Source organism: Azospirillum sp. Sh1 (assembly GCF_008365135.1).
Lineage (GTDB): Bacteria > Pseudomonadota > Alphaproteobacteria > Azospirillales > Azospirillaceae > Azospirillum > Azospirillum oryzae.
Window position 1 is genome coordinate 129,355 of the sequence record NZ_VTTK01000003.1, and the last position, 22,016, is coordinate 151,370.

General features: G+C 67.7%; 18 protein-coding genes. 10 read left to right on the top strand and 8 right to left on the bottom strand.

Translation table 11 applies throughout. From position 1 onward, the window contains the following. Positions 1-127 precede the first annotated feature (127 nt). From FZ029_RS05105 to FZ029_RS05125, 5 genes are all read left to right on the top strand, one after another. Positions 128-1,105: a glycosyltransferase family 10 gene (locus FZ029_RS05105; RefSeq protein ID WP_149268255.1), complete on the top strand. Its 978-nt coding sequence runs from the start codon at positions 128-130 to the stop codon at positions 1,103-1,105. 18 nt (positions 1,106-1,123) lie between these two features. Next, positions 1,124-1,846 carry a hypothetical protein gene (locus tag FZ029_RS05110; protein ID WP_149268256.1) on the top strand — a complete coding sequence of 241 codons (723 nt, stop codon included), beginning with the start codon at positions 1,124-1,126 and terminating at the stop codon, positions 1,844-1,846. An 8-nt stretch (positions 1,847-1,854) separates the two neighbouring features. Beyond that, entirely contained in the window at positions 1,855-4,509 is a 2,655-nt protein-coding gene (locus tag FZ029_RS05115; RefSeq protein WP_149268257.1) for a tetratricopeptide repeat protein, read from the top strand. Next, complete coding sequence (locus tag FZ029_RS05120; RefSeq protein WP_247892150.1) at positions 4,502-5,305, top strand: galactosyltransferase-related protein; 804 nt, start codon at positions 4,502-4,504, stop codon at positions 5,303-5,305. Before FZ029_RS05115 ends, FZ029_RS05120 begins: the two co-directional genes overlap by 8 nt. A 134-nt stretch (positions 5,306-5,439) precedes the next feature. Continuing rightward, entirely contained in the window at positions 5,440-6,543 is a 1,104-nt protein-coding gene (locus tag FZ029_RS05125; protein WP_149268258.1) for an FkbM family methyltransferase, read from the top strand. A gap of 44 nt (positions 6,544-6,587) precedes the next feature. Here the strand turns inward: FZ029_RS05125 and FZ029_RS05130 are convergent, their stop codons facing one another. From FZ029_RS05130 to FZ029_RS05140, 3 genes are all read right to left on the bottom strand, one after another. After that, complete coding sequence (locus tag FZ029_RS05130) at positions 6,588-7,271, bottom strand: orotate phosphoribosyltransferase (RefSeq protein ID WP_014247028.1); 684 nt, start codon at positions 7,269-7,271, stop codon at positions 6,588-6,590. A gap of 111 nt (positions 7,272-7,382) precedes the next feature. Then, positions 7,383-7,916 carry a hemerythrin family protein gene (locus FZ029_RS05135; RefSeq protein ID WP_149268259.1) on the bottom strand — a complete coding sequence of 178 codons (534 nt, stop codon included), beginning with the start codon at positions 7,914-7,916 and terminating at the stop codon, positions 7,383-7,385. Positions 7,917-8,090: 174 nt separating this feature from the next. Then, positions 8,091-9,797, bottom strand: a complete 1,707-nt coding sequence (locus FZ029_RS05140) for a methyl-accepting chemotaxis protein (RefSeq protein ID WP_149268260.1) — start codon at positions 9,795-9,797, stop codon at positions 8,091-8,093. A gap of 246 nt (positions 9,798-10,043) precedes the next feature. On the opposite strand from FZ029_RS05140, the gene FZ029_RS05145 reads away from it, so the two are divergent. After that, entirely contained in the window at positions 10,044-11,681 is a 1,638-nt protein-coding gene (locus FZ029_RS05145; protein ID WP_149268261.1) for a septum formation initiator, read from the top strand. A 104-nt stretch (positions 11,682-11,785) separates the two neighbouring features. Here the strand turns inward: FZ029_RS05145 and FZ029_RS05150 are convergent, their stop codons facing one another. Then, positions 11,786-13,648: a flagellin gene (locus FZ029_RS05150; RefSeq protein WP_149268262.1), complete on the bottom strand. Its 1,863-nt coding sequence runs from the start codon at positions 13,646-13,648 to the stop codon at positions 11,786-11,788. Between the two features lie 366 nt (positions 13,649-14,014). Here FZ029_RS05150 and FZ029_RS05155 point away from each other — a divergent pair, with 366 nt between their 5' ends. Both FZ029_RS05155 and FZ029_RS05160 read left to right on the top strand, forming a co-directional pair. Beyond that, a complete protein-coding gene (locus FZ029_RS05155; protein WP_085088381.1) occupies positions 14,015-14,482 on the top strand; it encodes a RidA family protein in 468 nt (155 codons plus the stop codon). A gap of 94 nt (positions 14,483-14,576) precedes the next feature. After that, positions 14,577-15,740, top strand: a complete 1,164-nt coding sequence (locus FZ029_RS05160; RefSeq protein ID WP_149268263.1) for a GNAT family N-acetyltransferase — start codon at positions 14,577-14,579, stop codon at positions 15,738-15,740. Positions 15,741-15,743: 3 nt separating this feature from the next. Here FZ029_RS05160 and FZ029_RS05165 read toward each other — a convergent pair whose 3' ends face one another. The 3 genes from FZ029_RS05165 to FZ029_RS05175 form a co-directional block, all read right to left on the bottom strand. Continuing rightward, positions 15,744-16,856 (bottom strand): CoA transferase, encoded by a 1,113-nt coding sequence (locus FZ029_RS05165; RefSeq protein WP_149268264.1) that lies wholly within the window; start codon positions 16,854-16,856, stop codon positions 15,744-15,746. Between the two features lie 205 nt (positions 16,857-17,061). Beyond that, complete coding sequence (moaA, locus tag FZ029_RS05170) at positions 17,062-18,102, bottom strand: GTP 3',8-cyclase MoaA (RefSeq protein ID WP_149268265.1); 1,041 nt, start codon at positions 18,100-18,102, stop codon at positions 17,062-17,064. 148 nt (positions 18,103-18,250) lie between these two features. Next, entirely contained in the window at positions 18,251-20,320 is a 2,070-nt protein-coding gene (locus FZ029_RS05175; protein WP_149268266.1) for a 4Fe-4S dicluster domain-containing protein, read from the bottom strand. A 160-nt stretch (positions 20,321-20,480) separates the two neighbouring features. Between FZ029_RS05175 and FZ029_RS05180 the strand changes: the two genes are divergently transcribed. Both FZ029_RS05180 and FZ029_RS05185 read left to right on the top strand, forming a co-directional pair. Continuing rightward, positions 20,481-20,762 carry a type II toxin-antitoxin system ParD family antitoxin gene (locus FZ029_RS05180; protein ID WP_149268267.1) on the top strand — a complete coding sequence of 94 codons (282 nt, stop codon included), beginning with the start codon at positions 20,481-20,483 and terminating at the stop codon, positions 20,760-20,762. Beyond that, positions 20,759-21,079, top strand: a complete 321-nt coding sequence (locus tag FZ029_RS05185) for a type II toxin-antitoxin system RelE/ParE family toxin (RefSeq protein WP_149268268.1) — start codon at positions 20,759-20,761, stop codon at positions 21,077-21,079. The genes FZ029_RS05180 and FZ029_RS05185 overlap by 4 nt, the downstream gene beginning before the upstream one ends. Positions 21,080-21,101: 22 nt before the next feature. Here FZ029_RS05185 and FZ029_RS05190 read toward each other — a convergent pair whose 3' ends face one another. Continuing rightward, a complete protein-coding gene (locus FZ029_RS05190) occupies positions 21,102-21,953 on the bottom strand; it encodes a substrate-binding domain-containing protein (protein WP_149268269.1) in 852 nt (283 codons plus the stop codon). Between the last annotated feature and the right edge of the window lie 63 nt (positions 21,954-22,016).

The following is a 22,016-nucleotide window of genomic DNA, read 5'->3' on the forward strand; positions in this document are numbered from 1 at the left end:
ATGCCGCACGATGGTTCCGAAAATAGCGCTGGCAAGCGGGCGGCGGCAAACCTACGGTGTGGCCGCCGAGCTTGTCCGAGGCAAGGGGCCGCTCGCGGCAATCAGTGCGTGCGGGAGCGTCCTGGGCATGATCGATCAGCGGACCAGCGATTTCCTTTTGGAATTTCTGGCTTCATCCCATCAGGATCCGGCGCGTCTCGACCGCTTTCTGCTGCATGGGCCGGACCGCGGCGGGCGCGGATCGAGGCCGCGGCTGAAGATCGCCTTCTTCGATTTCTGGCCGGAGTTCGATCCGGCTGCGAACTTCTTCGTGGATATCCTGTCCGCCCGCTTCGACGTATCGGTCGTCGACAACGACTGCGATCTCGCCATCGTGTCGGTGTTCGGCACCCGGCACCGCGAGGCGCGGACGGCCCGGTCGATGTTCTTCACCGGCGAGAATGTGCGGCCGCCGCTCGACGGCGTCGACATGTCGGTGTCGTTCGACCGCATCGACGACCCCCGGCATTACCGCCTGCCGCTCTACGTCATGCACGCCTGGGACCACAGGCGCGAGGGGGCGACGCCGCATTTCTGCCATCCCGTCCTGCCGCCGGCGCCGCCGACGCGGGAGGAGGCGGCCAAGCGGAAGTTCTGCGCCTTCCTCTACAAGAACCCCAACTGCGCCCGGCGCAACGACTTCTTCCAGATGCTCTGCGCCCGGCGCCATGTGGAGTCGGTCGGCTGGCTGCTGAACAACACCGGCAGCGTGGTGAAGATGGGCTGGCTGCCGAAGATCCGCGTCTTCTCGCGCTACCGCTTCGCCTTCGCCTTCGAGAATGCGAGCCATCCCGGCTATCTGACGGAGAAGATCCTGGACGCCTTCCAGGCGGGCGCCGTGCCGCTTTACTGGGGCGATCCGGGGGTCCTGCGGGATGTCGCCGCCGGCAGCTTCATCGACGTGTCGCGCTATGCGTCCGACGAGGAGGCCGTCGATGCCATCCTGGCAGCCGATGACGACTACGACATTTACCGCCGCTATCGCAGCACGCCGCCCTTCCTCGGCGCGGAGGATTTCTATTTCGACGCATTCCGTCTGGCCGAATGGATCGAAAGCCGACTTTGAGCGGCGGGAGGACGGACGATGAAACGGGTGCTGCTGAACTATGCCGACGGGGCCTTCACCACGGCGCAGAAACACAATGCGCAGACCGGCCTTGCCGTCGGCGGCTTCGACGGCGTTGCCATGATGGGGCGGCAGCACATCGACGCCACCTTCGTCGCACGGAACCGGCATATCCTGGATCAGCCGCGCGGGGCCGGTTATTGGCTGTGGAAGCCCTACTTCATCGATCTCATGCTGCGGGAGCATCTGCAGGATGGCGACATGCTGTTCTATTGCGACAGCGGCGCCCATTTCGTCCACAGCGTCGATCCGGTCATCGAACTCTGCCGCCGGCGGCGCGACCTGCCGGTGCTGCTGTTCACGCTGGAGGATCGGCACAGCAACCGCGTCTGGACGAAGCGCGACTGTTTCCATTTCATGGGGCTTGACCGGCCTCCCTTCATCGACGCGCCGCAGATCCTCGCCAGCTTCATCGTCTGCGAGCGCGGGCCGGAAAGCAGGGACTTCATGTCCCGATGGCTGCGCTATGCCCAGGATGCCCGGCTGATCACCGACGCCCCCAACGAATGCGGCCTGCCGAATTATCCGGAGTTCCGCGACCATCGCCACGACCAGAGCATCCTCAGCCTGCTCGGCCGCCGCTATGGCGTGACCACGATGCCCGACATTTCCAACTGGGGTGATGCCAGACGTCCGGCCGGGATCCCCCGCATCCTGGAACACACGCGCTGGCGCGACTGAGGGTGGCTATGGCAGACAAAAGTCCATCGGCCAGCTTCATCCGCGCCATGGCGGCGGAAAAGGCCGGCAAACCGGAGGAGGCGAGGGCCCGTTACCTCGAAGCCCTGCAGGCCGAGCCGCAGAACCCGAAGACCCTGCACCGGCTTGGCGTCGTCGAGTTGCGGCTGGGCCGGGCGCGCGAGGCGGTCGTTCTGTTCCAGAAGTCGTTGGCCATCGCCAAGGATCCGGAAGTCTATCTCGATTTCGGTGCGGCGATGGCCGGCATGGCCCGTTGGGACGCGGCGGCGACGGTCTATGCGGCGGCGCTGCGGGTCGCGGCCGATTCGGTCGACGCCCATTACGGGCTGGCGCTGGCCCTGCACAGCCAGGGACGGCCGCAGGACGCGGAGCCCCACTACCGCAAAGTTCTGGCGACCCATTCCCATCTGGGAGAGGTCCACAACAATCTCGGCGTCGCCCTGCAGGATCTCGGACGCTTCGCTGAGGCGGTGGCCGCGCACCGGGAGGCGGCGCGGCTCTCCCCCGCCGACGCCTCGGCACTGTCCAGGCTGGGCGTGGCGCTCCATCACCTTGGCCATGATGCGGAGGCGGAAGCGGCTTTCCGCAAGGCCATCGGGCTGGCGCCCCTCGATGCGAACATCAGGCACGACCTGACCTGCCTGCTCCATGCCGTCGGCCGACCCGCCGACGCGGTCGCCGCCGGTCGTCCCGCGGTCGCGCTCGATCCGTCGAGTGCGCGGAACTGGCTGGCTTTGGGCAATGCGGCCCATGCGATGCGCCTCCGTGAGGACGCTTGGCGCGCCGCCGCCGCCGCGGTCCGGTTGGAGCCGTCCGATCCGGCCGCGCACAACAATCTCGCCAACGCCCTGCGGGAACTCGGCCGCCTGCGCGAGGCCGTCGCCGGGTATCGCGCGGCATTGGACCTGCAGCCCGATTTCCCGACGGCGGAGATCAATCTGGCGCAGATCCTGTCGATCCTGCGCGAGTCCAACGGCGCGCTGGCGATCCTGAGAAACCTGCTCGCCCGGCAGCCGCTGAACGCCGAGGCATGGCGGCGGCTGGCCGGTATTCTGGCGGAGGCCTTCCGCCCCGATCTTGCGGTCGCTGCCCTGCGCAATGCCGTCGCCGTGGCTCCCGACGACGCGGATGCCTGTGCCGATCTGGCGATGGCCGCCGCGATGAGCGGCTGGAGCGCGGTGTCGGCGGAGGCCTGCCGGCGGGTGCTACGGCTGGTTCCCGGCCATGGCGCGGCCCTGGGCCAACTGGTTCACCAGCAGAGGCTGCTTTGCGACTGGCGTGACCTGGACGGTCTGGAGGCGCTGCTTCTCCGCCGGGTGCGGGAGGGGGTGGAGGGCGTATCCCCGTTCGACGTCCTGTCCTGCGCCTCGACCCTTGCCGACCAGCAATCGGCCGCGACCCGCTGGGCGGCGGCGAAGGCCCGCGGCGTGAGTCCCGTCTCCCGGCCCCCCCATCGGCCCGCCGCTCTTCCGCGGGATGGCCGTCTGCGGATCGGCTATCTGTCGTCGGATTTCCGGGAGCATGCGATGGGCCACCTGATGGTGGATGCCCTGGAAACGCATGACCGGTCGCGTTTCGCCGTCACCGCCTATTCGACCGGCGCCGACGACGGCAGCCCGCTGCGCCGTCGGTTCGAGCAGGGACTTGAACGGTTCGTCGACCTGTACCGCCATGGCGACGCCGATGCGGCACAGGTCATCGCGGCGGACGGTATCGACATTCTGGTCGATCTGACAGGCTTCACCACCTTCTCGCGGACATCCATCCTGGCTGCCCGTCCGGCTCCGCTGCAGGTCAACTGGTTGGGTTATCCGGGCACGCTGGGGGCCGGCTATGTCGATTACATCCTCGCCGACCCCGATGTGATCGCGGAGGGCGAGGAGGCATTCTTCACCGAGCGGGTGGTGCGGCTGCCGGATTGCTACCAGCCCAACGACCGCCGCCGTGCCATCGCCGCCGCCACTCCGGAGCGCGCGGATTGCGGGCTGCCGGCCGATGGGTTCGTCTTCTGCTGCTTCAACAGCGCCTACAAGGTGACTCCCGCCCTGTTCGACGGCTGGGCGCGGATCCTTGCGGCGGTGCCGGGCAGCGTTCTGTGGCTCTATGCCGGCAATCCGCAGGTGGCGGCCAACCTTCGCCGCGAGGGCGAGGCCCGCGGCCTCGATCCCGGCCGTCTCGTCTTCGCCGGCCCGATACCCCATGCCGAGCATCTGGCGCGCCACCGGCTGGCGGACCTGTTTCTCGATACGCTTCCCTACAACGCCCACACCACGGCCAGCGACGCGCTGTGGGCGGGATTGCCGGTACTGACGCGGCGGGGCACGACCTTTGCCGGGCGCGTGGCGGCCAGCCTGCTGCGGGCCGCCGGGCTGCCCGAACTGATCGTCGACGGCCAGGAGGCGTATGAGGCGGCGGCGGTCGATCTCGCCCGCTCGCCCCAACGGCTCCGCGGCCTGCGGGAGCGGCTGGTGCGCAATCGGCTGACCTGCCCGCTGTTCGATACCCCGCGGTTCACCCGGCATCTGGAGGCGGCTTATCGGGCGATGTGGGACATTCATCTTGCGGGCGGACAGCCGCGCGCGATCGCCATCGCGGCCGAGGGAGGCAGCGGTTTGCCATCCGCCGCACAGGAAGGGAATGACTGACATGACGACCGGCGACAGCGCGGACGCGCGGCTCCACATCGTCGTCCCCTACCGGGATCGGGAGGACCATCTGCGGCAATTCGTTCCGTGGGTGAGCGCCTATTTCGACCGGCTCGTGCCGAGGATCGACTATCGCGTCACCATCGTGGAGCAGGAGGCCGCCCTTCCCTTCAACCGGGGGGCGTTGAAGAATGCGGGCTTCCTGCTGGGCGAAGGGCAAAGCGACTACACCTGTCTGCACGACGTCGATTACCTGCCGGTCGATGCCGACTATTCCTGGGCCGATTGCCCCACCCCCATCCTCTGGTTCGGGGCGGAGCAGCGGCCGGTGGCGCCGGGACGCTCGGATCGCACGGTGACCACCAATCTGGAAAGCACGATGGGCGGCGCGTTGCTGATGCCGAACGGCGTCATGCGGCAGGTCGACGGCTATTCCAACCAGTTCTGGGGCTGGGGATACGAGGACTTCGACTTCTCGCTGCGCATCCGGGCGCGCCGCATCCCGACCGGCCGGCGCAAGGGCCGATTCCAGCCGCTCGACCATGACAATGACGGTTTCACGCCGGATGCGGCGCCGTCGCCGATCTCGCTGGTCAACCGCCGCGTCTTTCAGGAGCTTTGGTCCACCGGGAAAATCCCGGCCGGCGACGGGCTGTCGACGCTTTCCTTCGACGTGCTGGACCGCCGCCCCTGCGACGGCGGTATCCCTGGGGCGCATGGGCGGTGGGAAATCGTCCGCGTGCGCTTCAACCACCGACCCCGGCCGGACCAGGAAGCCGCCACCGCTGCGCACTGAAACTCCGGTGGGAGGCTGTGGGCAGCATGCGAGGCCGCTTGTCATTTTCGCCGACAGCGGACCTTATGATCGTTCCCGTGTCCGGCCGACCATGACTTCGGCAAGAAGACCGATGATTTGGAGATGAGACGAGCATGAGCGCTGCGCCGGTGAACACTCTGCTGGAGAATTTCCTGACGGGGCGCGTCACGCTGCTCGCCGCCGGGCAGGGGGCGGAGGAGTGGTCCGACGGACTGAAGTCGGAAGACCGGATCGTCATCGCCGGGGATGCACCCGGTCCGGTGGACAACTGGTGCGCCGCGCTTGGCCTGCGGCATGTCGATTGGCTGATGCTGCATCGCGTGGGCGGTGCGCTGCCGGTGTTGGAAAGCGCCGGAGAGATGCTGCGGCTTCGCCGCATCGATTTTGTTCAGTTCGACGGGGACGGTGATGGGGCGGCCGGCGACCTGTCGGCGCTCTATGCCCTGTTGCAGCGCCATCGCTATACGATGTTCCGTTTCGACGGCCGGACCTTGCAGCACTGCACGCAACCGTCGGCGGAAGACGACGCCTGCACCCATCTGGCGGTCGCGCCGCGCCATGTGCAGCGGCTTTTCACCCGCGACCGGACGATGTTCCGCTATTCCGACCTGTTTCCGCGGTATGGCGTCGTCCCGCGCGGAATCGTCCATGTCGGCGCGCACGAGGGCGAGGAGTATGCCCAGTATGTCGAAGCCGGCTGCCGCCGGATCCTGTTCGTCGAGGCTGATCCGGACACCTATGGCCGCTTGGCCCCCCGCTTCGTCGGCAATCCGGATGTCGTCTGCATCAATCGCGCGGTGTCGGACCGGGTCGGACGGCTCCCCTTTTCCCGAATGAGCGGCAGCCAGTCCAGTTCTCTGCTGCCGCCGAAGGAGCATCTGGACGTCTATCCCGGCATCACCCTGACCGGAACCATCGAGGTCGACGCGGCCCCGCTCCCCCACATACTGGCGGAGTTCGGCATCGATGCCGACGGCTACAATGTGCTTGCCATCGATACCCAGGGCGCGGAGCGGATGATCCTGGCCGGCTGCGGGCCGCTGCTGGGGCGTTTCGACGCCGTGGCGGTGGAGGTGAATTATGCCGAGCTTTACCAGGGCTGCGGCCGGATCGCCGACATCGACGATCTGCTGTTCCCCCACGGCTTCGAGCGGGTCGAGGAAATCAGCCCCTTCCATCACAGCTGGGGCGACGCCTTCTACGTGCGCCGCGGCTGAGGGAACGGCGTCAAGGGGGCGGCACGCACCGCCCCCATTCGGCATCACATGCTCGACTTGCCGCCATGGGCCGACGACCAGCCGACCGGGTCGTTCAGGAACTTCTCGACCTCCGACAGGGTGTTCTCGTCGAAATAGCGGTTGTCGCGGGCGACCTTCAGCACGTCCCACCAGGTGCACAGCGCGTGCAGACGGACGCCGATGGCGTCCATGTTGACCTTCGACTGCGGGAAGATGCCGTAGTGGAAGATCACGAAGGTGTCGGTCACCTGCGCGCCGCCGTTGCGCAGCGCGGTGACGAAGTTCTCCTTGCTCTTGCCGTCGGTCGCCAGATCCTCGACCAGCAGGACGCGCTGCCCCTCGGTCAGCAGGCCTTCGATCTGGGCATTGCGGCCGAAGCCCTTCGGCTTCTTGCGCACATACTGCATCGGCAGTTCCAGCCGGTCGGCGATCCAGGCGGCGAAGGGGATGCCGGCGGTCTCGCCGCCCGCAACCGCGTCGATGGCCTCATAGCCGATCTCGCGCTCGATGGTGGCGACGGCGAAATCCATCAGCGCCTTGCGGGCGCGCGGGAAGGAGACGATGCGGCGGCAGTCGGTGTAGACCGGGCTCGCCCAGCCCGAGGTGAAGATGAAGGGCGTCTCGGCGTTGAAGTGCAGCGCCTTGATCTCCAGCAGGATCTTGGCCGCGGTGGCGGCGATGGTAGCCTGATCGGGCAGGGTCGACATGGAAGAACGCTCCGGAAAACGGGATGGCTCGCGCGGATGCCCCCTGTGTAGCGGCGGTTCCGGCGAATCGCAACGGCAGGCGGTCCGGATCCAGCCCATGCGGGGCGGGAATCAGACGGGAATGTCGCCGAACACCCGGCCGTCGGGTCCGGTCGGGTCCCCATGGGCAGTGCCGGACGCGGTGCCGTGGGCGGTGCCGGGAGCCATGGTGCCCTTCAGCCAGCGGGCGAATTGGCGGTCGGCGGTGTTGATGTGCAGCATCAGCCACTGCGGCAGGAATTCGGCCAGGCTCCGCCGCATCTCCTCTTCGGTCAATTCACCGGCCCCCTCACCGGAGGCGAAGGCATGCACCCGGTCCCAGGCGAGCTGGTGCTGGCCGATATGGTCGTCGAGGAAGGGATAGCCCGCCTCTTCCATCACCTGCTGCTCGTCGGCGAAATGCGACTCGGTGTAGGCGACGGCGGCGGCCAGGGTGCTGCGCATCTCCTCGGCCGGCCGCCCTTCGGTGACGGCGCTTTCGAAGGCCTGGACCAGCGCGATCCATTCGCGATGCTGCTCGTCGATGGAGTTGACGCCCAGGACCAGATCGTCGCTCCAGACGAGGCGGCCGTAATCGACGGTGTCGTTGCTCTCGCTGTCGATCATGACGGGCCCAGTAGCGGTCAAGGGGGGCGGCGGTCGAAGGGTGCATCCGGCCGATGGCACACGCAGAACCTGCGGCGACCGGAGATTTCCTAGTATCCCCGGCCGCAACCGGCAAGCGTAGGCTTTGCTACCTTTTGCCCCACCCCCTCCTGGACGCTTCAGACCGCGCCGGCCTCAGACCTTGCCGCGCACGCTGCCGAGGAAGCGGTCGACCTGCGCGTGCAGCAGTTCGGCCTGCTTCGACAGCTCCCCGGACGAGGAGAGCAGGCGGCTGGCGCCGCTTCCGGTCTCCGACGCCGCCTGCAGGACGCCGCCGATCGAGGAGGAGACCTCGTTGGTGCCGGCCGCCGCCTGCTGGACGTTGCGGGCGATCTCCATCGTGGCGGCGTTCTGGCCATCGACCGCCTGGGCGATGGTGCCGACGATGACGTTCACCTCGCCGATGGTGGCGGCGATGCTCTGGATCGCCTGGACCGCGTCGGCCGTCGCCGTCTGGATCTCGGCGATCTGCTGCGAGATGTCGCCGGTCGCCTTGGCGGTCTGGTTGGCCAGGCTCTTCACCTCGCTGGCGACCACCGCGAAGCCCTTGCCCGCCTCGCCGGCCCGCGCCGCCTCGATGGTGGCGTTCAGCGCCAGCAGGTTGGTCTGCCCGGCGATGGAGCTGATGAGGTTCACCACGTCGCCGATCTGGTTCGCCTTGGACGACAGGCCGTCGACGATGCGGTTGGTGCCATCGGCCTGATCGGCGGCCTGCTTGGCCTTGCGGCTGCTCTCGCCGATCTGTCGGCCGATCTCGGCGATGGAGGCGGCCAGTTCCTCGGCGGCGGCGGCCACGGTCTGGACATTGACCGACGCCTGTTCCGATGCGGCGGCGACGGTGGTCGCCTGCGTTTCGGTATGGTCGGCGGTCGTCGCCAGCGACTGCGCCAGCGACCGCACCTCGGTGGAGGAGGAGGCGACGCTGTCGACCACGCCCTTCACCTCGCTTTCGAACCGGTCGGCCAGCGCCGCCATCTCGGCATGCTTGCGCTCCTCGGCGACGCGTTCGGCCTCGGCCTGACGGCGGCGGAAGGCGTCGGCCTCCACGGCGTTGGCCTTGAACACCTCGACGGCGCCGGTGATCTGCCCGATCTCGTCCTTGGCCTCGGACGGCGGCACGGCGACGCTCAGGTCGCCCTTGGCCAGCATCAGCATCGCGTCGGTCAGCCGGCGCAGCGGGCGCAGGGCCGCCACCGTCCACAGGCCGAAGGCGCCGGACAGCAGCACGGCGGCGGCGCACAGCGACAACATCAGCGTCTGGAAACCGCTGGCGACGGTGCGGGCGCGGGCGGCGATCTGCTGGTTCTTGTGTTCCTGCAGGTCGATGAACGCATTGATGCGCTTCAGCCATTCGGTGAAGGCGGGACGGGCGTCCTGCATCAGGGCCTTCTGCGCCGCCGCCATGTCACCAGCCTTGCGCGCGGCGATGACCGACTTGAGCGCCGGCAGGGTCTTCGCCTCGATCTCCTTGATGCCGGCGAGCATTGCCCGCTCTTCCGGCTCGATGTCGGTCATGGTCGCGAACATGGCGTCGAGCGGCTTGGCGGCCTGGTCATAGAAGGCGGCCAACCGGTCGATGTCGGCCAGGACGGCGGACAGGGTCGTCGCATCGCTCGTCAGCACCACGTCGCGGAGCGCGATCGCGCGGTCGTGCACGCTGCCGCGGAAATTGATGGCATAGCGCTGCTTGACGCTGTTCACGTCGTTGATCCGGGTGAGATCGGCATCGATCTTCCTCACCTCGCGGACCCCGATGACGGTCAGGCTGATCAGAAGCACAAGCACCGCGCCGAAGCCGAGGAACAGCCGTGCGCGTATGGTGGCATGCCGTGGTAGGAGCATGTCGGCGGGATCCCGTCAAAGTTGGCCCGGATGGGCAATGAAAGAACTCTAACCCGGAAGATGTTACCTTTTCGGGTTAATCAGTTTGTATCACGCAGCGCAACCGGCAAGTCCGGCGCCGCGCCGGCGCCGGAAAAAATATGTCCTGAAAATGGCACGGGAATCGGGGCCGGTTGCGGATCGCGGGCGGGACCGCAATATGCGGTGGCTGGAGACCGCCCCGCAGAAACTGTCTTGGATTCCCAGATGCCGCTCCTGTCCGCGCCTTCCCGCTCCCGCAGCCTGTCACGTCTGTTGGCGATGGCCCTGCTTCCAGCCCTGCTGATGCAGCCGCTGCTCCCCGGTGCCGCCGCTGCGGCGGACCGGCCGGAAGGCGGCACGACCGAAGCGGAAAAGGCGGATGCTGCGAAGCCGGCCGACCACAATTCGGAGGGCCATAATTCCGAAGGCCGCAAAGCCGACAGCCCCCAGGGTTTCGACCCCCAGCGCAGCGTCACCCGGCACAGCCTGCCGCTGCCGGGCGGAGCGCTGGCCTATAGCGCGACGGCCGAGTTCCTGCCGCTTCGCGACGGCGCTAAGGAGGAATTGGCGGCCCGCATTTTCACGGTGTCCTACACCGTCGAACCGGCGGAACCGAAGAAACCGTCCGAGGACCCACGTCCGGTCACCTTCGTCTTCAACGGCGGACCGGGGGCGGCATCCGCCTATATGCATCTGGGCGCCGCCGGTCCGAAGGTCGTCGCCTTCGGGCCGGACGGAACCCTGCCGCGTCCGCCGGCATCGCTGGTCGACAATCCCGACAGCTGGCTGGCCTTCACCGATCTGGTCTTCATCGATCCGGTCGGCACCGGCTTCAGCCGCGCGGTGAAACCCGACGAGACGGAAAAGCGCTTCTGGTCGGTGGAGGGCGATGCGCGGTCGATGGCGGAGATCGTCCGTCTGTGGCTGACCCGCAATGGCCGCTGGTCGTCGCCGACCTTCCTGGCGGGCGAAAGCTATGGCGGCTTCCGCATCGCCAAAATGGCGGACGAGCTGATCGAGCGGGTCGGGCTTGCGGTCAACGGCCTGATACTGGTTTCGCCGGTCGTCGATTTCGCCGCCATCGACGAGGACGGCATCCTCGGCCCGGCCCTGAAGCTGCCGTCGATGGCCGCCTCCGCCGCGGCGCTGGGGCGCACGGCCGGCACGCCGGAACAAGCGGCCGAGACGGCGGAACGCTTCGCGCTCGGCCCTTACCTGAGCGGACTGGCCCGGCTCGACTACGGTCGGCTCGACGCGGAAAAGGACGTCTTCACCGAGGTTGCGCGCATCACCGGCCTGCCGGTGGAAACCGTGCGGCGTCAGCGCGGACGCGTTCCGATGGGCGTCTTCACGCGCGAGCTTCTGCGCGACCGGGAACGGATCCTCAGCATCTATGACGGGACCTTCACCGCGCCCGACCCCGATCCGGGAGCGCCGCGCGTGCCGTTCGACCCCTTCCTGAAGGGCACGATCCCGACCTACACCACGGCCTTCGCCGCCTATGTCCACGACGCGCTCGGGGTGCGGACGGACGAGCCTTACCGGCTGCTCAGCGACCGGGTGAACCGGAACTGGGAATGGCCGCGCATGACGGTGCCGAGCGCCGTCGACGCGCTGCAGACGGCATTGACCCTGCAGCCGGCGCTGCGGGTGCTGATCGTCCATGGCCGCACCGACCTGATCACGCCCTACATGGCATCGCGCTGGGTCGCGTCCAGGCTGGAATTGCCGGAGGGGGAACGCGGCCGGGTTTCGGTGACGGTGCATCCCGGCGGCCACATGATGTACACGCGGGGCGACGGCCGGGCCGCGCTGGCCGACGACGCCCGGGCGTTGATCGCGGAGGCCCTGCGGCGGCGCTGACCAGCGCCAAGCCGATTGGGGCCAAGCCGATTGGAGAAGTCCACAAACGAAAAGGGGCGCCCCGGCGGGACGCCCCTTTTTGTGTGCCTGATTGCCGTTCCGGATCAGAACAGGCGCAGGATCGACTGCTGCGACTGGTTGGCCAGCGAGAGGGCGATGGTGCCCAGCTGCTGCCGGGTCTGCAGCATCAGCAGGCTCGCGCCTTCCTCGTTCTGGTCGGCCAGCGTCAGCTTGCTGGCGCCTTCCGTCAGCACGTCGCTGAACTCCTTGGTGAAGCTCTCGCGGGTCGTGATGATGTTCAGGTTGGTCGACAGGTTCTGCGAGGCGGAGCGGATCGTCGCCTTGGCATGATCCAGGCCGGCGACCGCCTTGTCGATGTCGGCGCGGTCCATCCAGCCGTTCTGCGCCGCATCCATCTGCAGGCCCTGGCCGCTGGTCGACAGGTTGACCGCGTTGACCGTGATCGAGTTGGTATTGCGTTCGTTCAGCTGGACGGTGATGTCGTTCGACGTGTTGGCGTCGGAGATCTGCTTGGTGACGATGTTGGCCGAGCAGTTCGCCGAGGCGGCCTGCTTGATGGTCTTGGCGTCGACGTTCAGGCGCACCGTGCCGCTGTCGAAGGTGAAGGACTGCTCGCCGTTGTCCAGCTTGCCGTCGCCGCGGCCGTTCATGCCATCGCGGGTGACCTGGGCGCCGTTGGAGTTGGTGACCTGGATTTGCAGGTCGACCTTCTTCTCGATGGTCGAGATGCCGTTGCCCTGGTTGTTCGCCGCTTCCAGCAGGCGGCGGTCGACCGTGAAGGACACGATCGTGCCCGACGCGAAGCTTTCGGAGATCTTCTTGGTCAGCGCGTTGGTGGCGCTGGTCGTCACCGTCATTTCGCGCACCACGCCGGCCGTGGTGTTGCCGGTCAGGGTGATGGTGCCGCTGGAGCCGACGGAGGCGGTGGCGACATCCTTGCCTGCCAGACGGCCGCCGGTGGCGATGGCGTTGGTGATCGAGGCCTGCAGCCGGGTCGCCACGTTGGCGGCGGCGTTCTGGCCGACGGAGACGTCGCCGCTGGTGGCGGTGTAGCTGAAGGACTGGCCTTCCACCGTGATGGTGAAGATGTCGCCTTCCTCGATGGTGCCGCTGACGTTCACCGTCGACACCTGCGCCTGCGTCGAGGTCGCCGCCGTCTGCAGTTTGGCTTCGATCGTCTGGGTGTTGTCGAAGTAGGAGATCGTGCGGCTCTCGTCGCCGTCCTTGACGATGAAGTCACGGGTGCGGCCGTTGGCGCCGCGCACTTCGATCTGGACGTCGGAGAAGCTGCCCAGCGTGCTGGACATCGTGCCCGACAGCTTCAGCCCGACGAGGCCATGCGCGTTCTCCGCGGTGGAGATGTCGGCGGTCTTGCCTTCGACCGAGCCGTCGCCCTTGATGCGGATCGCATAGGTGTCGGCGGAGATGACGTTGGTGACGCGGGCGTTGTCGACGCCGACGATGGTGTTGACGGCGGCACGGGACGCGCTGGTGCTGTCCATGCTCATGCCGTTGCCGTTGATCAGGTTCTTGCCCTGATAGCCGCTGTCGGCGGCCAGCTTGTCGATCTGGTCCTTCAGGGTGTTGAACTGCGCGGCCAGCGACTTGCGGGTGGCGATGGAGGCGGCGTCGTTGCCGAGCGCCGCATAGGCGGCGGTGGTCAGGCCCTTGGCCTGGTCGACCATGGAGTCGATCGAGGTCAGGCCCTTGTCGGCCGCCTGGATCGTGCTGATCGACTGACCCATCGCGTCCTTCAGCGACGTCAGGTCGCCGGCGCGCTGGTTCAGACCCTTGGCGGCGAAGAAGGAGGTGGGACCATCGAGAGCCGAATTGATCTTGTTACCCGTCGACAGGATGTTCTGCTTCTTGTCGATCTGCGACTGCGTGCTCTGCAGCTGCAGCAGGTTGGTGCGCATCGAGGCGGTCAGGGTCACATTTCCGGCCATGGTCCTAGTCTCCTTCTGAGGCTGTCCCCGCCCCTGGTCATTTGACCGGCGAGGCAACGTGCGTTTTCCTGACACCACTATTTCAAGCGCCGTGCCAACTGCGCAGGAATGCCATAAGTGATTGATTTTGCTGTGAAATAAAAATAGGTCGGCAAAAAGGGCAGGGTTGGGCCGAAGCATTCCGGCCCGCCGTCCGTAATAGTTTCCCGGAATCTTTTGCCGGTGATGGACGGTTCTGCCGATGCCGGGGGCGGCAAGAATCTTCCCACCGGCCGACATGGGCGGCTATGGTCGGGCTCCAAACCACGTCCCAAACATCGAACGCATGGCCCCGACGCGGGCCAAAGCAGGGAAGGGAGAAGCATCATGACCGGTCGGATCGACGCACGCCTGGCGGAGCTGGGCATCGAGTTGCCGCAGGCTGCCGCCCCGGTGGCCGCCTATGTGCCCTACACCCGTTCGGGCAACACCCTCTACATCTCGGGCCAGGTGACGGTCTGGAACGGCGAGCGCAAGTTCGTCGGCAAGGTCGGCCAGGACTTCACGGTCGAGCAGGGCAAGGAAGCCGCACGCTTGTGCGCGCTGAACATTCTGGCCCAGGCCAAGGCCGCGCTGGGCGGCGACCTGGACCGCGTCACCCGCGTGCTGCGGCTGGGCGGCTTCGTCAACTCCGGTGCCGACTTCCACGACCACCCGCTGGTCATCAACGGCGCGTCGGAGCTGATGCGCGACGTCTTCGGCGAGGCCGGCCAGCACGCCCGCGCCGCCGTCGGCGCCCCGTCGCTGCCCGGCAACGTCGCGGTCGAGGTCGACGCGATTCTGGAAGTGGCCTGAGGGAAGTGCCCCGATGGATTTACGGCGGTGACGGCGTCTTGCTGTAGTGCGGCATGAGGCCTACCTCCTTGCCAGTGTTCAAGGAGACGCATGCATGCCCGACGGCAACGATGCCATCACCGTCAAGGTTCTGACCGGGATCGGCGAGGCGGACCAGCAGGGCTGGGATGCCTGTGCCGGTCCCGGCAACCCCTTCCTCTCCCACGCCTTTCTCCTGGCGCTGGAGGAGTCGGGATCGGCGGGCCGCAAGTCCGGCTGGCAGCCCAGCCATCTTGCCGCCTATGACGGCTCCGGCCGCATGGTGGGCGCGGTGCCGGCCTATCTGAAAAGCCATTCCTACGGCGAGTATGTCTTCGACCATGCCTGGGCCAACGCCTATGAGCGGGCGGGCGGCAGCTATTACCCCAAGCTTCAGGTGGCGGTGCCCTTCACGCCGGTGCCGGGGCCGCGGCTGCTGGTGGCGCCCGGTCCGCGGGCCGATGCCGTCGCCGATGCGCTGATCTCGGCGCTGGAGCAGGTGGCGGAGCGTTACGGCGTCTCCTCCGCCCACGTCACCTTTCCGGAGCGCGGGGAGTGGGACCGGTTGGGCGAAGCCGGCTGGCTGAAGCGGCTGGGCGTGCAGTACCATTGGCACAACCGCGGTTACGGCAGCTTCGACGAGTTCCTGGAGGCGCTGAACTCCCGCAAGCGCAAGGCGATCCGCAAGGAGCGGCGCGAGGTCGCGGAGAGCAGCGTGCGCCTGCACACCCTGACCGGCGACGAGCTGAAGCCGGAGCATTGGGACGCCTTCCACCGCTTCTACCTGGACACCGCCGACCGCAAATGGGGCGGCGGCTATCTCAACCGCCACTTCTTCGACCTGCTGGGCCGGACCATGGCCGACCGGGTGGTTCTGGTGATGTGCGAGGATGGCGGGGAATGGGTGGCCGGCGCGCTGAACCTGCTGGGCGACGACGCGCTGTACGGCCGCAACTGGGGCTCGGACGGGCGCTACCGCTTCCTGCATTTCGAGGCGTGCTATTACCGCGCGCTGGACTTCGCCATCGAACGTGGGCTGGCGCGCGTCGAGGCCGGCGCCCAGGGAGAGCACAAGATCCAGCGCGGCTATCTGCCGGTGCCGACCTACAGCGCCCATTGGATCGTCGACCCCGGCTTCCGCCGCGCGGTGGAGCGTTACCTTCAGCAGGAACGCCCCGCCGTGGAAGCGGAGATCGAGGCGCTGGACGAGGAACTGTCGCCCTACCGGCGGGAGGGCTGAGGCTTACTCCCAGCCGGACAGAACCTCGGCGGCGTCGCATTCCCGCAGGGGTGCGCGAGCCGGCGGCGGGGCGCCGTCGACGCGCAGGCCCATCAGCGTCTCCACCAGCGGCTCCGGGCCGGCTGAGACGCGGACCTGCCCGCGGGCGGCGATGTGCGGATGGTCCGACACCTCCGTCAGTTCGGGCAACGCCTCGAAACAGCAATCGACCGGATCGAGCAGGGTTTTCCACTCCGCCAGCGTCCGGGTGGCGAACAGGGCGTCCAGTTCTGCCGTCAGGTCGGCCTGGGGCAGGGGGTCCTCCTGCCGGGCGATCCAGTCGGGACGGCCGACGGCCTCGCAGAAGCCGGCCCAGAACTTGGCCTCCAGCGCCGACAGGGTGACGAAGCGGCCGTCCGCGGTGCGATAGATGCGGTAGCAGGCGGCCCCGCCCGACAGAAGCGCCTCGCCGCGATTGGGCATGGTGCCGCGCGCCGCCGCGGTCAGGGTCATGCCCTGCCAGCCCAGCACCGATTCCATGATCGACAGGTCGAGGAAGCAGCCCTCTCCCGTCCGTTCGCGCCCCAGCAGCGCGCCCGCCACCGCCAGCGCCGTCTGCTGGGCCGAGGCGAAATCGGCCACCGGCAGATAGCTGATGACCGGCCGGTCCGGCAGCCCGGAGGCATCCAGCCCGCCGCCGACCGCCATGTAGTTCAGGTCGTGCCCGGCCCGCGTCGCATAGGGGCCGTCATAGCCCCAGCCGGACAGGCTGGCATGGACCAGCCGCGGGTTGATCTCCCGCAGCCGCTCGCGCCCCAGCCCCAGCTTGTCCATCACGCCGGGGCGGTAGCTTTCGATCAGCGCGTCGGCCTTCGCCAGCAACCCCTCCAGCGCCGCGCGCCCGTCGGCCGATTTCAGGTCGATGCGGATCACGGTCTTGCCGGCGTTCAGCAGCTTGTAGGCGGCGGTGGTGCCGTCGCTGTCGACGGGACCCAGCCGGCGCAACGGATCGCCGCCCGGCGGCTCCACCTTCACCACCGTGGCGCCGAGGTCGCCCAGCAACTGTGCCGCATAGGGGCCGGGCAGATACTGCCCAAGGTCGACGATGCGCAATCCGGACAGGAAGGGGAGGGGCATGGCGGTGCTCGCTCTTGGTTGGTTGTGGGGGGATGAAGTTCTCGCGGGTGATGCCCCCTCCCCATCCCTCCCCCGCTTCGCGGTGGAGGGGGCAGGAGCTTTGCGAAAGTTCAGCAAAGGACGGCGGCAGTCCCCTCTCCCACCGAAGGTGGGGGAGGGTTAGGGAGGGGGCATCGAAGCCAGCGACCTCACGCTGCCCGAACCCTCACCCCCCCGTCACGCTCATATGCCGACCGACGGCCGGACCCTGGTGGCGGCGGTCGATGATGAAGTCGTGGCCCTTGGGCTTGCGGGTGATCGCCTCGCGCACCGCGTCGACCAGCGGGCCGTCCTCGTCGCTGACGCGCAGCGGCGTGCGCAGGTCGGCGGCGTCCTCCTGGCCCAGGCACATGTAGAGCGTGCCGGTGCAGGTCAGCCGCACGCGGTTGCAGCTTTCGCAGAAATTGTGGGTCAGCGGCGTGATGAAGCCGACGCGCTGGCCGGTCTCCTCCACCCGGACATAGCGGGCCGGGCCGCCGGTGCGGTGGTCGCTCTCGGTCAGGGTCCAGCGCTTCTGCAGCTCGGCCTTCAGCATGGTCAGCGGCCAATACTGGTCGAGCCGGGCGCCTTCGCCGATGTCGCCCATCGGCATCACCTCGATGAAGGTCAGGTCGAAGCCTTCCTCGCCGCACCACGCCACCATGCGGTGGATTTCGTCGTCGTTGACGCCCTTCAGCGCCACCGTGTTGATCTTGATCTTCAGCCCGGCGTCCTTGGCCGCCTGGATGCCGCCCAGGATCTTGTCCAGCTTGCCCCAGCGGGTGATCGCCTGGAACTTGTGCGGGTCGAGCGTGTCCAGCGAGACATTGATCCGCCGCACCCCGGCATCAAACAGCCCGGCGGCGTGCTTGAACAGCATGGTGCCGTTGGTGGTCAGCGTCAGCTCGTCCAGGTCGCCCGATTCGATGTGGCGGCCCAGCGAGCGGATCAGCCGCATCACGTCGCGCCGCACCAGCGGCTCGCCGCCGGTCAGCCGCAGCTTGCGCGTGCCCAGCTTCACGAAGGCGCTGCACAGCCGGTCCAGTTCCTCCAGCGTCAGTACCTCCGCCTTCGGCAGGAAGCTCATGTCCTCCGCCATGCAGTAGACGCAGCGAAGGTCGCAGCGGTCGGTCACCGACACGCGCAGATACTCCACCTTGCGGCCGAACGGGTCGACGAGCGGGGCGAGGCTGGCTGGCGACCGGGCTTCGGACACGGGATCGATCATCGCTGTACTCCACGGGCGGCCCCAAATGGACCGCCGTATTACGGGCCACCGCATTATATGTTCGTCACACGTACGATGTGCAACGATCGCGGAAGCGTATTCCACATCACGGTATGCCGACTTTGACTGCGATCAAGAGGGACCGGCGTCAGATCAGCTTTTGTCGCGCCTCCGCCAGCCGGGCTTCCCGTTCGGCTTCCTCGCGTTCGCGCAGGTCGTCGTCGGTGGTGCGCGGCACCGGCGGGCGGCCCAGGGAGAAGGGTTCGTTCCCACGCTCGAACTGGTCGCGCACGCGGCAGTCCTCGCACATGCGGATGCGGTTGGCGGCCTCCGGCGTCGCGAACATCCAGTGCTTGCCCGCCAACGTGGTCACGATCTTCTCGATCGAGGATTTCGTGGCGAAGGGCTTGCCGCAGGACACGCAGCAGAAGGGCTCCTCCTCCTTCACCACCGTGGCACCGCGCGCCTGATCGCGGAAGTCGATCTCCGGCACCAGCGAGATGACCTTCTCCGGGCAGGTGGTCTTGCACAGGCCGCACTGCACGCAGGCGTCCTGGGCGAAGGACAGCATCGGCTTGTCGGCATTGTCCAGCAGCGCGCCGGTCGGGCAGGCGCCGACGCAGGACAGGCAGAGCGTACAGCCTTCCACCTCCACCGCCACCCGGCCGAAGGGCGCGCCCGGCGGCAGCGGCAGGACCTCCACCGGGGCCGTCTGCTCCAACCTGGGGGCCACCTTGTGCAGGTGGCGCAGCGCCAGCATGGTCACCGTGCGCTTCGGCCCCATCGGCAGGAACATTCCCGCTTCGACCGCATCGGCAGGCAGGCTCCAAAGCTCGTCGGCCACCGCGTCGGGATCGGCGGCGTCGATCACCGCCACCCGGCCGGAGCCGTAGCCGAGCCCGCTGAAGGCGGCCTCCGCCAGCCCGATCTGATTGGCGAGGCCGGCGGTTTCCCCCTCGTTCTCCGGCCCGGTCAGGACGCGGACATGGGTACAGCCATAGGCCAGCGCCAGCGCGAACAGGTCGAAGCCGACCTGCGTCACCTCGTTCAGCGCGAAGGGCAGCACGCGGGCCGGCAGGCCGCGGCCATGCCGAGCCATCATGCCGACCAGCGCGTCGCCGTGGCGCGGGTCGTGGATCAGCAGGGCGGGGGCGCCGCCGCCGGCCTTCCGGTAGGTGCCCAGCAGCGTGCGCAGCCGCTCATAGACGGTGGCGGCCGGCGGCAGGGCATAGGTCGCGGCCCCGGTCGGGCAGACTGCGGCGCAGGACCCGCAGCCGGCGCAGACATGCGGATCGATGGCGACATGGTCGCCGTTCGGCGTGATCGCCCCGGTCGGGCAGACGTCCAGGCAGCGGGTGCAGCCGGTCTTGCGGCTGCGCGAATGGGCGCAGAGATCGGCCTTGAAGTCGACGAAGCGCGGCTTCTCGAACTCGCCGACCAGATCGGTGATTTCCAGCAGCGCCTTGGCCACCTGGGCCGGGCTGTTGGGGTCGGGGCGCAGGTAGCCGTCGCGGCGCTTGTGATCGGGAAACAGCGGCGTGCCGCCGGTCAGGTCGAGGATCAGGTCGCAGCGGGCCGACGCCCCCTGCCGCGCCGGCTCGAACCCCAGCGACCCGCGCGAGGAGGGCAGGGCGGGAGCGTAATCGTCGACCACGATCTCGAAGGCGCCGACCCAGCCGCGGGCGGCGCGGATGCGGCCGCGGAAGATCGCCACGTCCATCACCGGCGGCGGCGCGATGTCCTTCGCGCTGGTCAGCAGGACCGTGACGTCCAGGTGCTTGGCCAATTCCCGCCCGGCTTCGATGGCGCGTTCGTCGTTGCCATAGACCAGACAGGTGCCCTGAGAGGTCAGGGTCAGGGCGCCGGTCGGCGGCATCGGCAGGGCGGCCTCGGCCAGCAATGCCGCGATCTTCGGCAGCGCCAGTTCGCCCTCGTCCGACCAGCCGGCGCGCTCGCGGATGTTGGTGAAGGTCAGGGACATATCGGGCGCCAGCTCCGCCGCGACTTCGCTGAAAAGCGGCGCTTCCTGGGTGCAGGCGACCAGCAGCGGCTGCCCGGCGGCGACCGCCGCCTCGAATCGGTCGAGCTGCGCCCGGCACAGCTGGGTATGCACGATGGGAACGCTGCCGTCGCCGCATGCCTTGCCGAGCGCCGCCCCGTCCAGCGCGATGCTGTGCGCACAATCGCAGACGAGCACCGTCCGATCGCCGATCTTCATCGTCCCCAAAACTCCTGTCGCTTGGGGCTGACGCCCCTGGCCTGAGGACACTCATATGGGGGAATGCGGCGCGATGGGAACGGGAATCTTATTGGGGCCGGGTTGTCACTGATTGCCACGATAACAAGCTTTGCTATAGTTGGTTATCCGGAGGCGGACGATGAATGTATCCCTTACCCCCGAACTGGAACGGCGCATTGAAGAGCGCGTGGCAAGCGGGCTGTATGGTTCGGCCAGCGAGGTGATGCGCGAGGCGCTGCGTCTGTATTTCCGCATCGACGACGCCAACGACCGTGCGCTGGAGCGGCTGAACCGTGATATCGGCGACGCCATCGGCCAGTTGGACCGGGGAGAGGGGATACCCGCGGATGAGGCCCGGCGCCTGTCGAAGGAGCGGGTTGCCGCTCGCCGTCAGGCAAAGGGTGGTTCGGACAAGCTGTGAGCGGCCTTTACACCCTGGCACCATTGGCCGTCGACGATCTCGATGCGATCCATGTCTTCATTGAAGGCGCAGAAGGCGCCGATGCGGCTGACGGGCTTCTAGACTTACTCTACGACTCCTTCGAAAAGATTGCCGCCAGCCCCGGCCTGGGACATCGCCGTCCTGATCTAACCGGCTACGACGTCTTTTTTTGGACGGCCTTACGCTGGTACGCGGTGATCTATCAGAAAGCGCCGGCAATCGAGATCGTTCGGGTCATCCCTTGGCGCCGCATGGAACCCATACTGCTGATACCTGCCGGCGGCCTGTGGATGTGACCGCCGGCAGTGTATACGCTCCTTACGCCCCCGGCTCGTTGGCGTTGGGGAAGAACAGCTGTTCGCCATTGATCTTGTAGTCGGCGATGGCCTTCTGGCCCTCGGCGGAGACCAGCCAGTCGACGAAGGCTTGGCCGTCGGCCGCCTTGACGTGGGGGAACTTGGCCGGGTTGACCAGCATCACGCCATACTGGTTGAACAGGCGCTTGTCGCCCTCCACCAGAACCGTCAGCGGGCCGCGGTTCTTGAAGTTCAGCCAGGTGCCGCGGTCGGTCAGGGTATAGCCGTTCATCGCGGCGGCGGTGTTCAGCGTCGGACCCATGCCCTGGCCGATGGAGCGGTACCAGCCGCCATCCGCCTTGGCGGGGTCGAGCTTGGCGATCTTCCACAGCGCGAGTTCGGCCTTGTTCGTGCCGCTGTCGTCGCCGCGCGACACGAATGGGGCCTTGGCCTCGGCGATCTTCGACAGGGAGGCGGCGACGTCCTTGCTGCCCTTGACGCCGGCCGGGTCGCTGGCGGGGCCGACGACGACGAAATCATTGTACATCACCGGCTTGCGCATGGTGGCGAAGCCTTCGGCGACGAACTTGTCCTCCGACGGCTTGTGGTGGACGAACAGCACGTCGGCGTCACCGCGCTTGGCGAGGTCGATGGCCTGACCGGTGCCCTTGGCGACCACCCGCACCTCGATCCCCGTCTTAGCGCTGAATTTCGGCAGGATGGAGCCGAACAGGCCCGAATCCTCGGTCGAAGTGGTGGAAGCCACCGTGATGAAGCGGTCGGCGGCCAGTGCCGGCGACAGGCCGGCGGTCTGGACCAGACCGGCCAGCGCCGCGGCGGCGGCACAGCCCAGCACGAATGAACGGCGCAGCATCACTCGACTCCTCCCACATGCGTTGTTGCCTCGCTGGCATAGCGCATCGCGACGCCATTGCAA

Excerpts from the sequence above, each read along its gene's own strand:
- FZ029_RS05105 (WP_149268255.1), top strand. The coding sequence starts at position 128 with ATGATCGATCAGCGGACCAGCGATTTCCTTTTGGAATTTCTGGCTTCA.
- FZ029_RS05110 (WP_149268256.1), top strand. The coding sequence starts at position 1,124 with ATGAAACGGGTGCTGCTGAACTATGCCGACGGGGCCTTCACCACGGCG.
- FZ029_RS05115 (WP_149268257.1), top strand. The coding sequence starts at position 1,855 with ATGGCAGACAAAAGTCCATCGGCCAGCTTCATCCGCGCCATGGCGGCG.
- FZ029_RS05120 (WP_247892150.1), top strand. The coding sequence starts at position 4,502 with ATGACTGACATGACGACCGGCGACAGCGCGGACGCGCGGCTCCACATC.
- FZ029_RS05125 (WP_149268258.1), top strand. The coding sequence starts at position 5,440 with ATGAGCGCTGCGCCGGTGAACACTCTGCTGGAGAATTTCCTGACGGGG.
- FZ029_RS05130 (WP_014247028.1), bottom strand. The coding sequence starts at position 7,271 with ATGTCGACCCTGCCCGATCAGGCTACCATCGCCGCCACCGCGGCCAAG.
- FZ029_RS05135 (WP_149268259.1), bottom strand. The coding sequence starts at position 7,916 with ATGATCGACAGCGAGAGCAACGACACCGTCGATTACGGCCGCCTCGTC.
- FZ029_RS05140 (WP_149268260.1), bottom strand. The coding sequence starts at position 9,797 with ATGCTCCTACCACGGCATGCCACCATACGCGCACGGCTGTTCCTCGGC.
- FZ029_RS05145 (WP_149268261.1), top strand. The coding sequence starts at position 10,044 with ATGCCGCTCCTGTCCGCGCCTTCCCGCTCCCGCAGCCTGTCACGTCTG.
- FZ029_RS05150 (WP_149268262.1), bottom strand. The coding sequence starts at position 13,648 with ATGGCCGGAAATGTGACCCTGACCGCCTCGATGCGCACCAACCTGCTG.
- FZ029_RS05155 (WP_085088381.1), top strand. The coding sequence starts at position 14,015 with ATGACCGGTCGGATCGACGCACGCCTGGCGGAGCTGGGCATCGAGTTG.
- FZ029_RS05160 (WP_149268263.1), top strand. The coding sequence starts at position 14,577 with ATGCCCGACGGCAACGATGCCATCACCGTCAAGGTTCTGACCGGGATC.
- FZ029_RS05165 (WP_149268264.1), bottom strand. The coding sequence starts at position 16,856 with ATGCCCCTCCCCTTCCTGTCCGGATTGCGCATCGTCGACCTTGGGCAG.
- moaA (WP_149268265.1), bottom strand. The coding sequence starts at position 18,102 with ATGATCGATCCCGTGTCCGAAGCCCGGTCGCCAGCCAGCCTCGCCCCG.
- FZ029_RS05175 (WP_149268266.1), bottom strand. The coding sequence starts at position 20,320 with ATGAAGATCGGCGATCGGACGGTGCTCGTCTGCGATTGTGCGCACAGC.
- FZ029_RS05180 (WP_149268267.1), top strand. The coding sequence starts at position 20,481 with ATGAATGTATCCCTTACCCCCGAACTGGAACGGCGCATTGAAGAGCGC.
- FZ029_RS05190 (WP_149268269.1), bottom strand. The coding sequence starts at position 21,953 with ATGCTGCGCCGTTCATTCGTGCTGGGCTGTGCCGCCGCCGCGGCGCTG.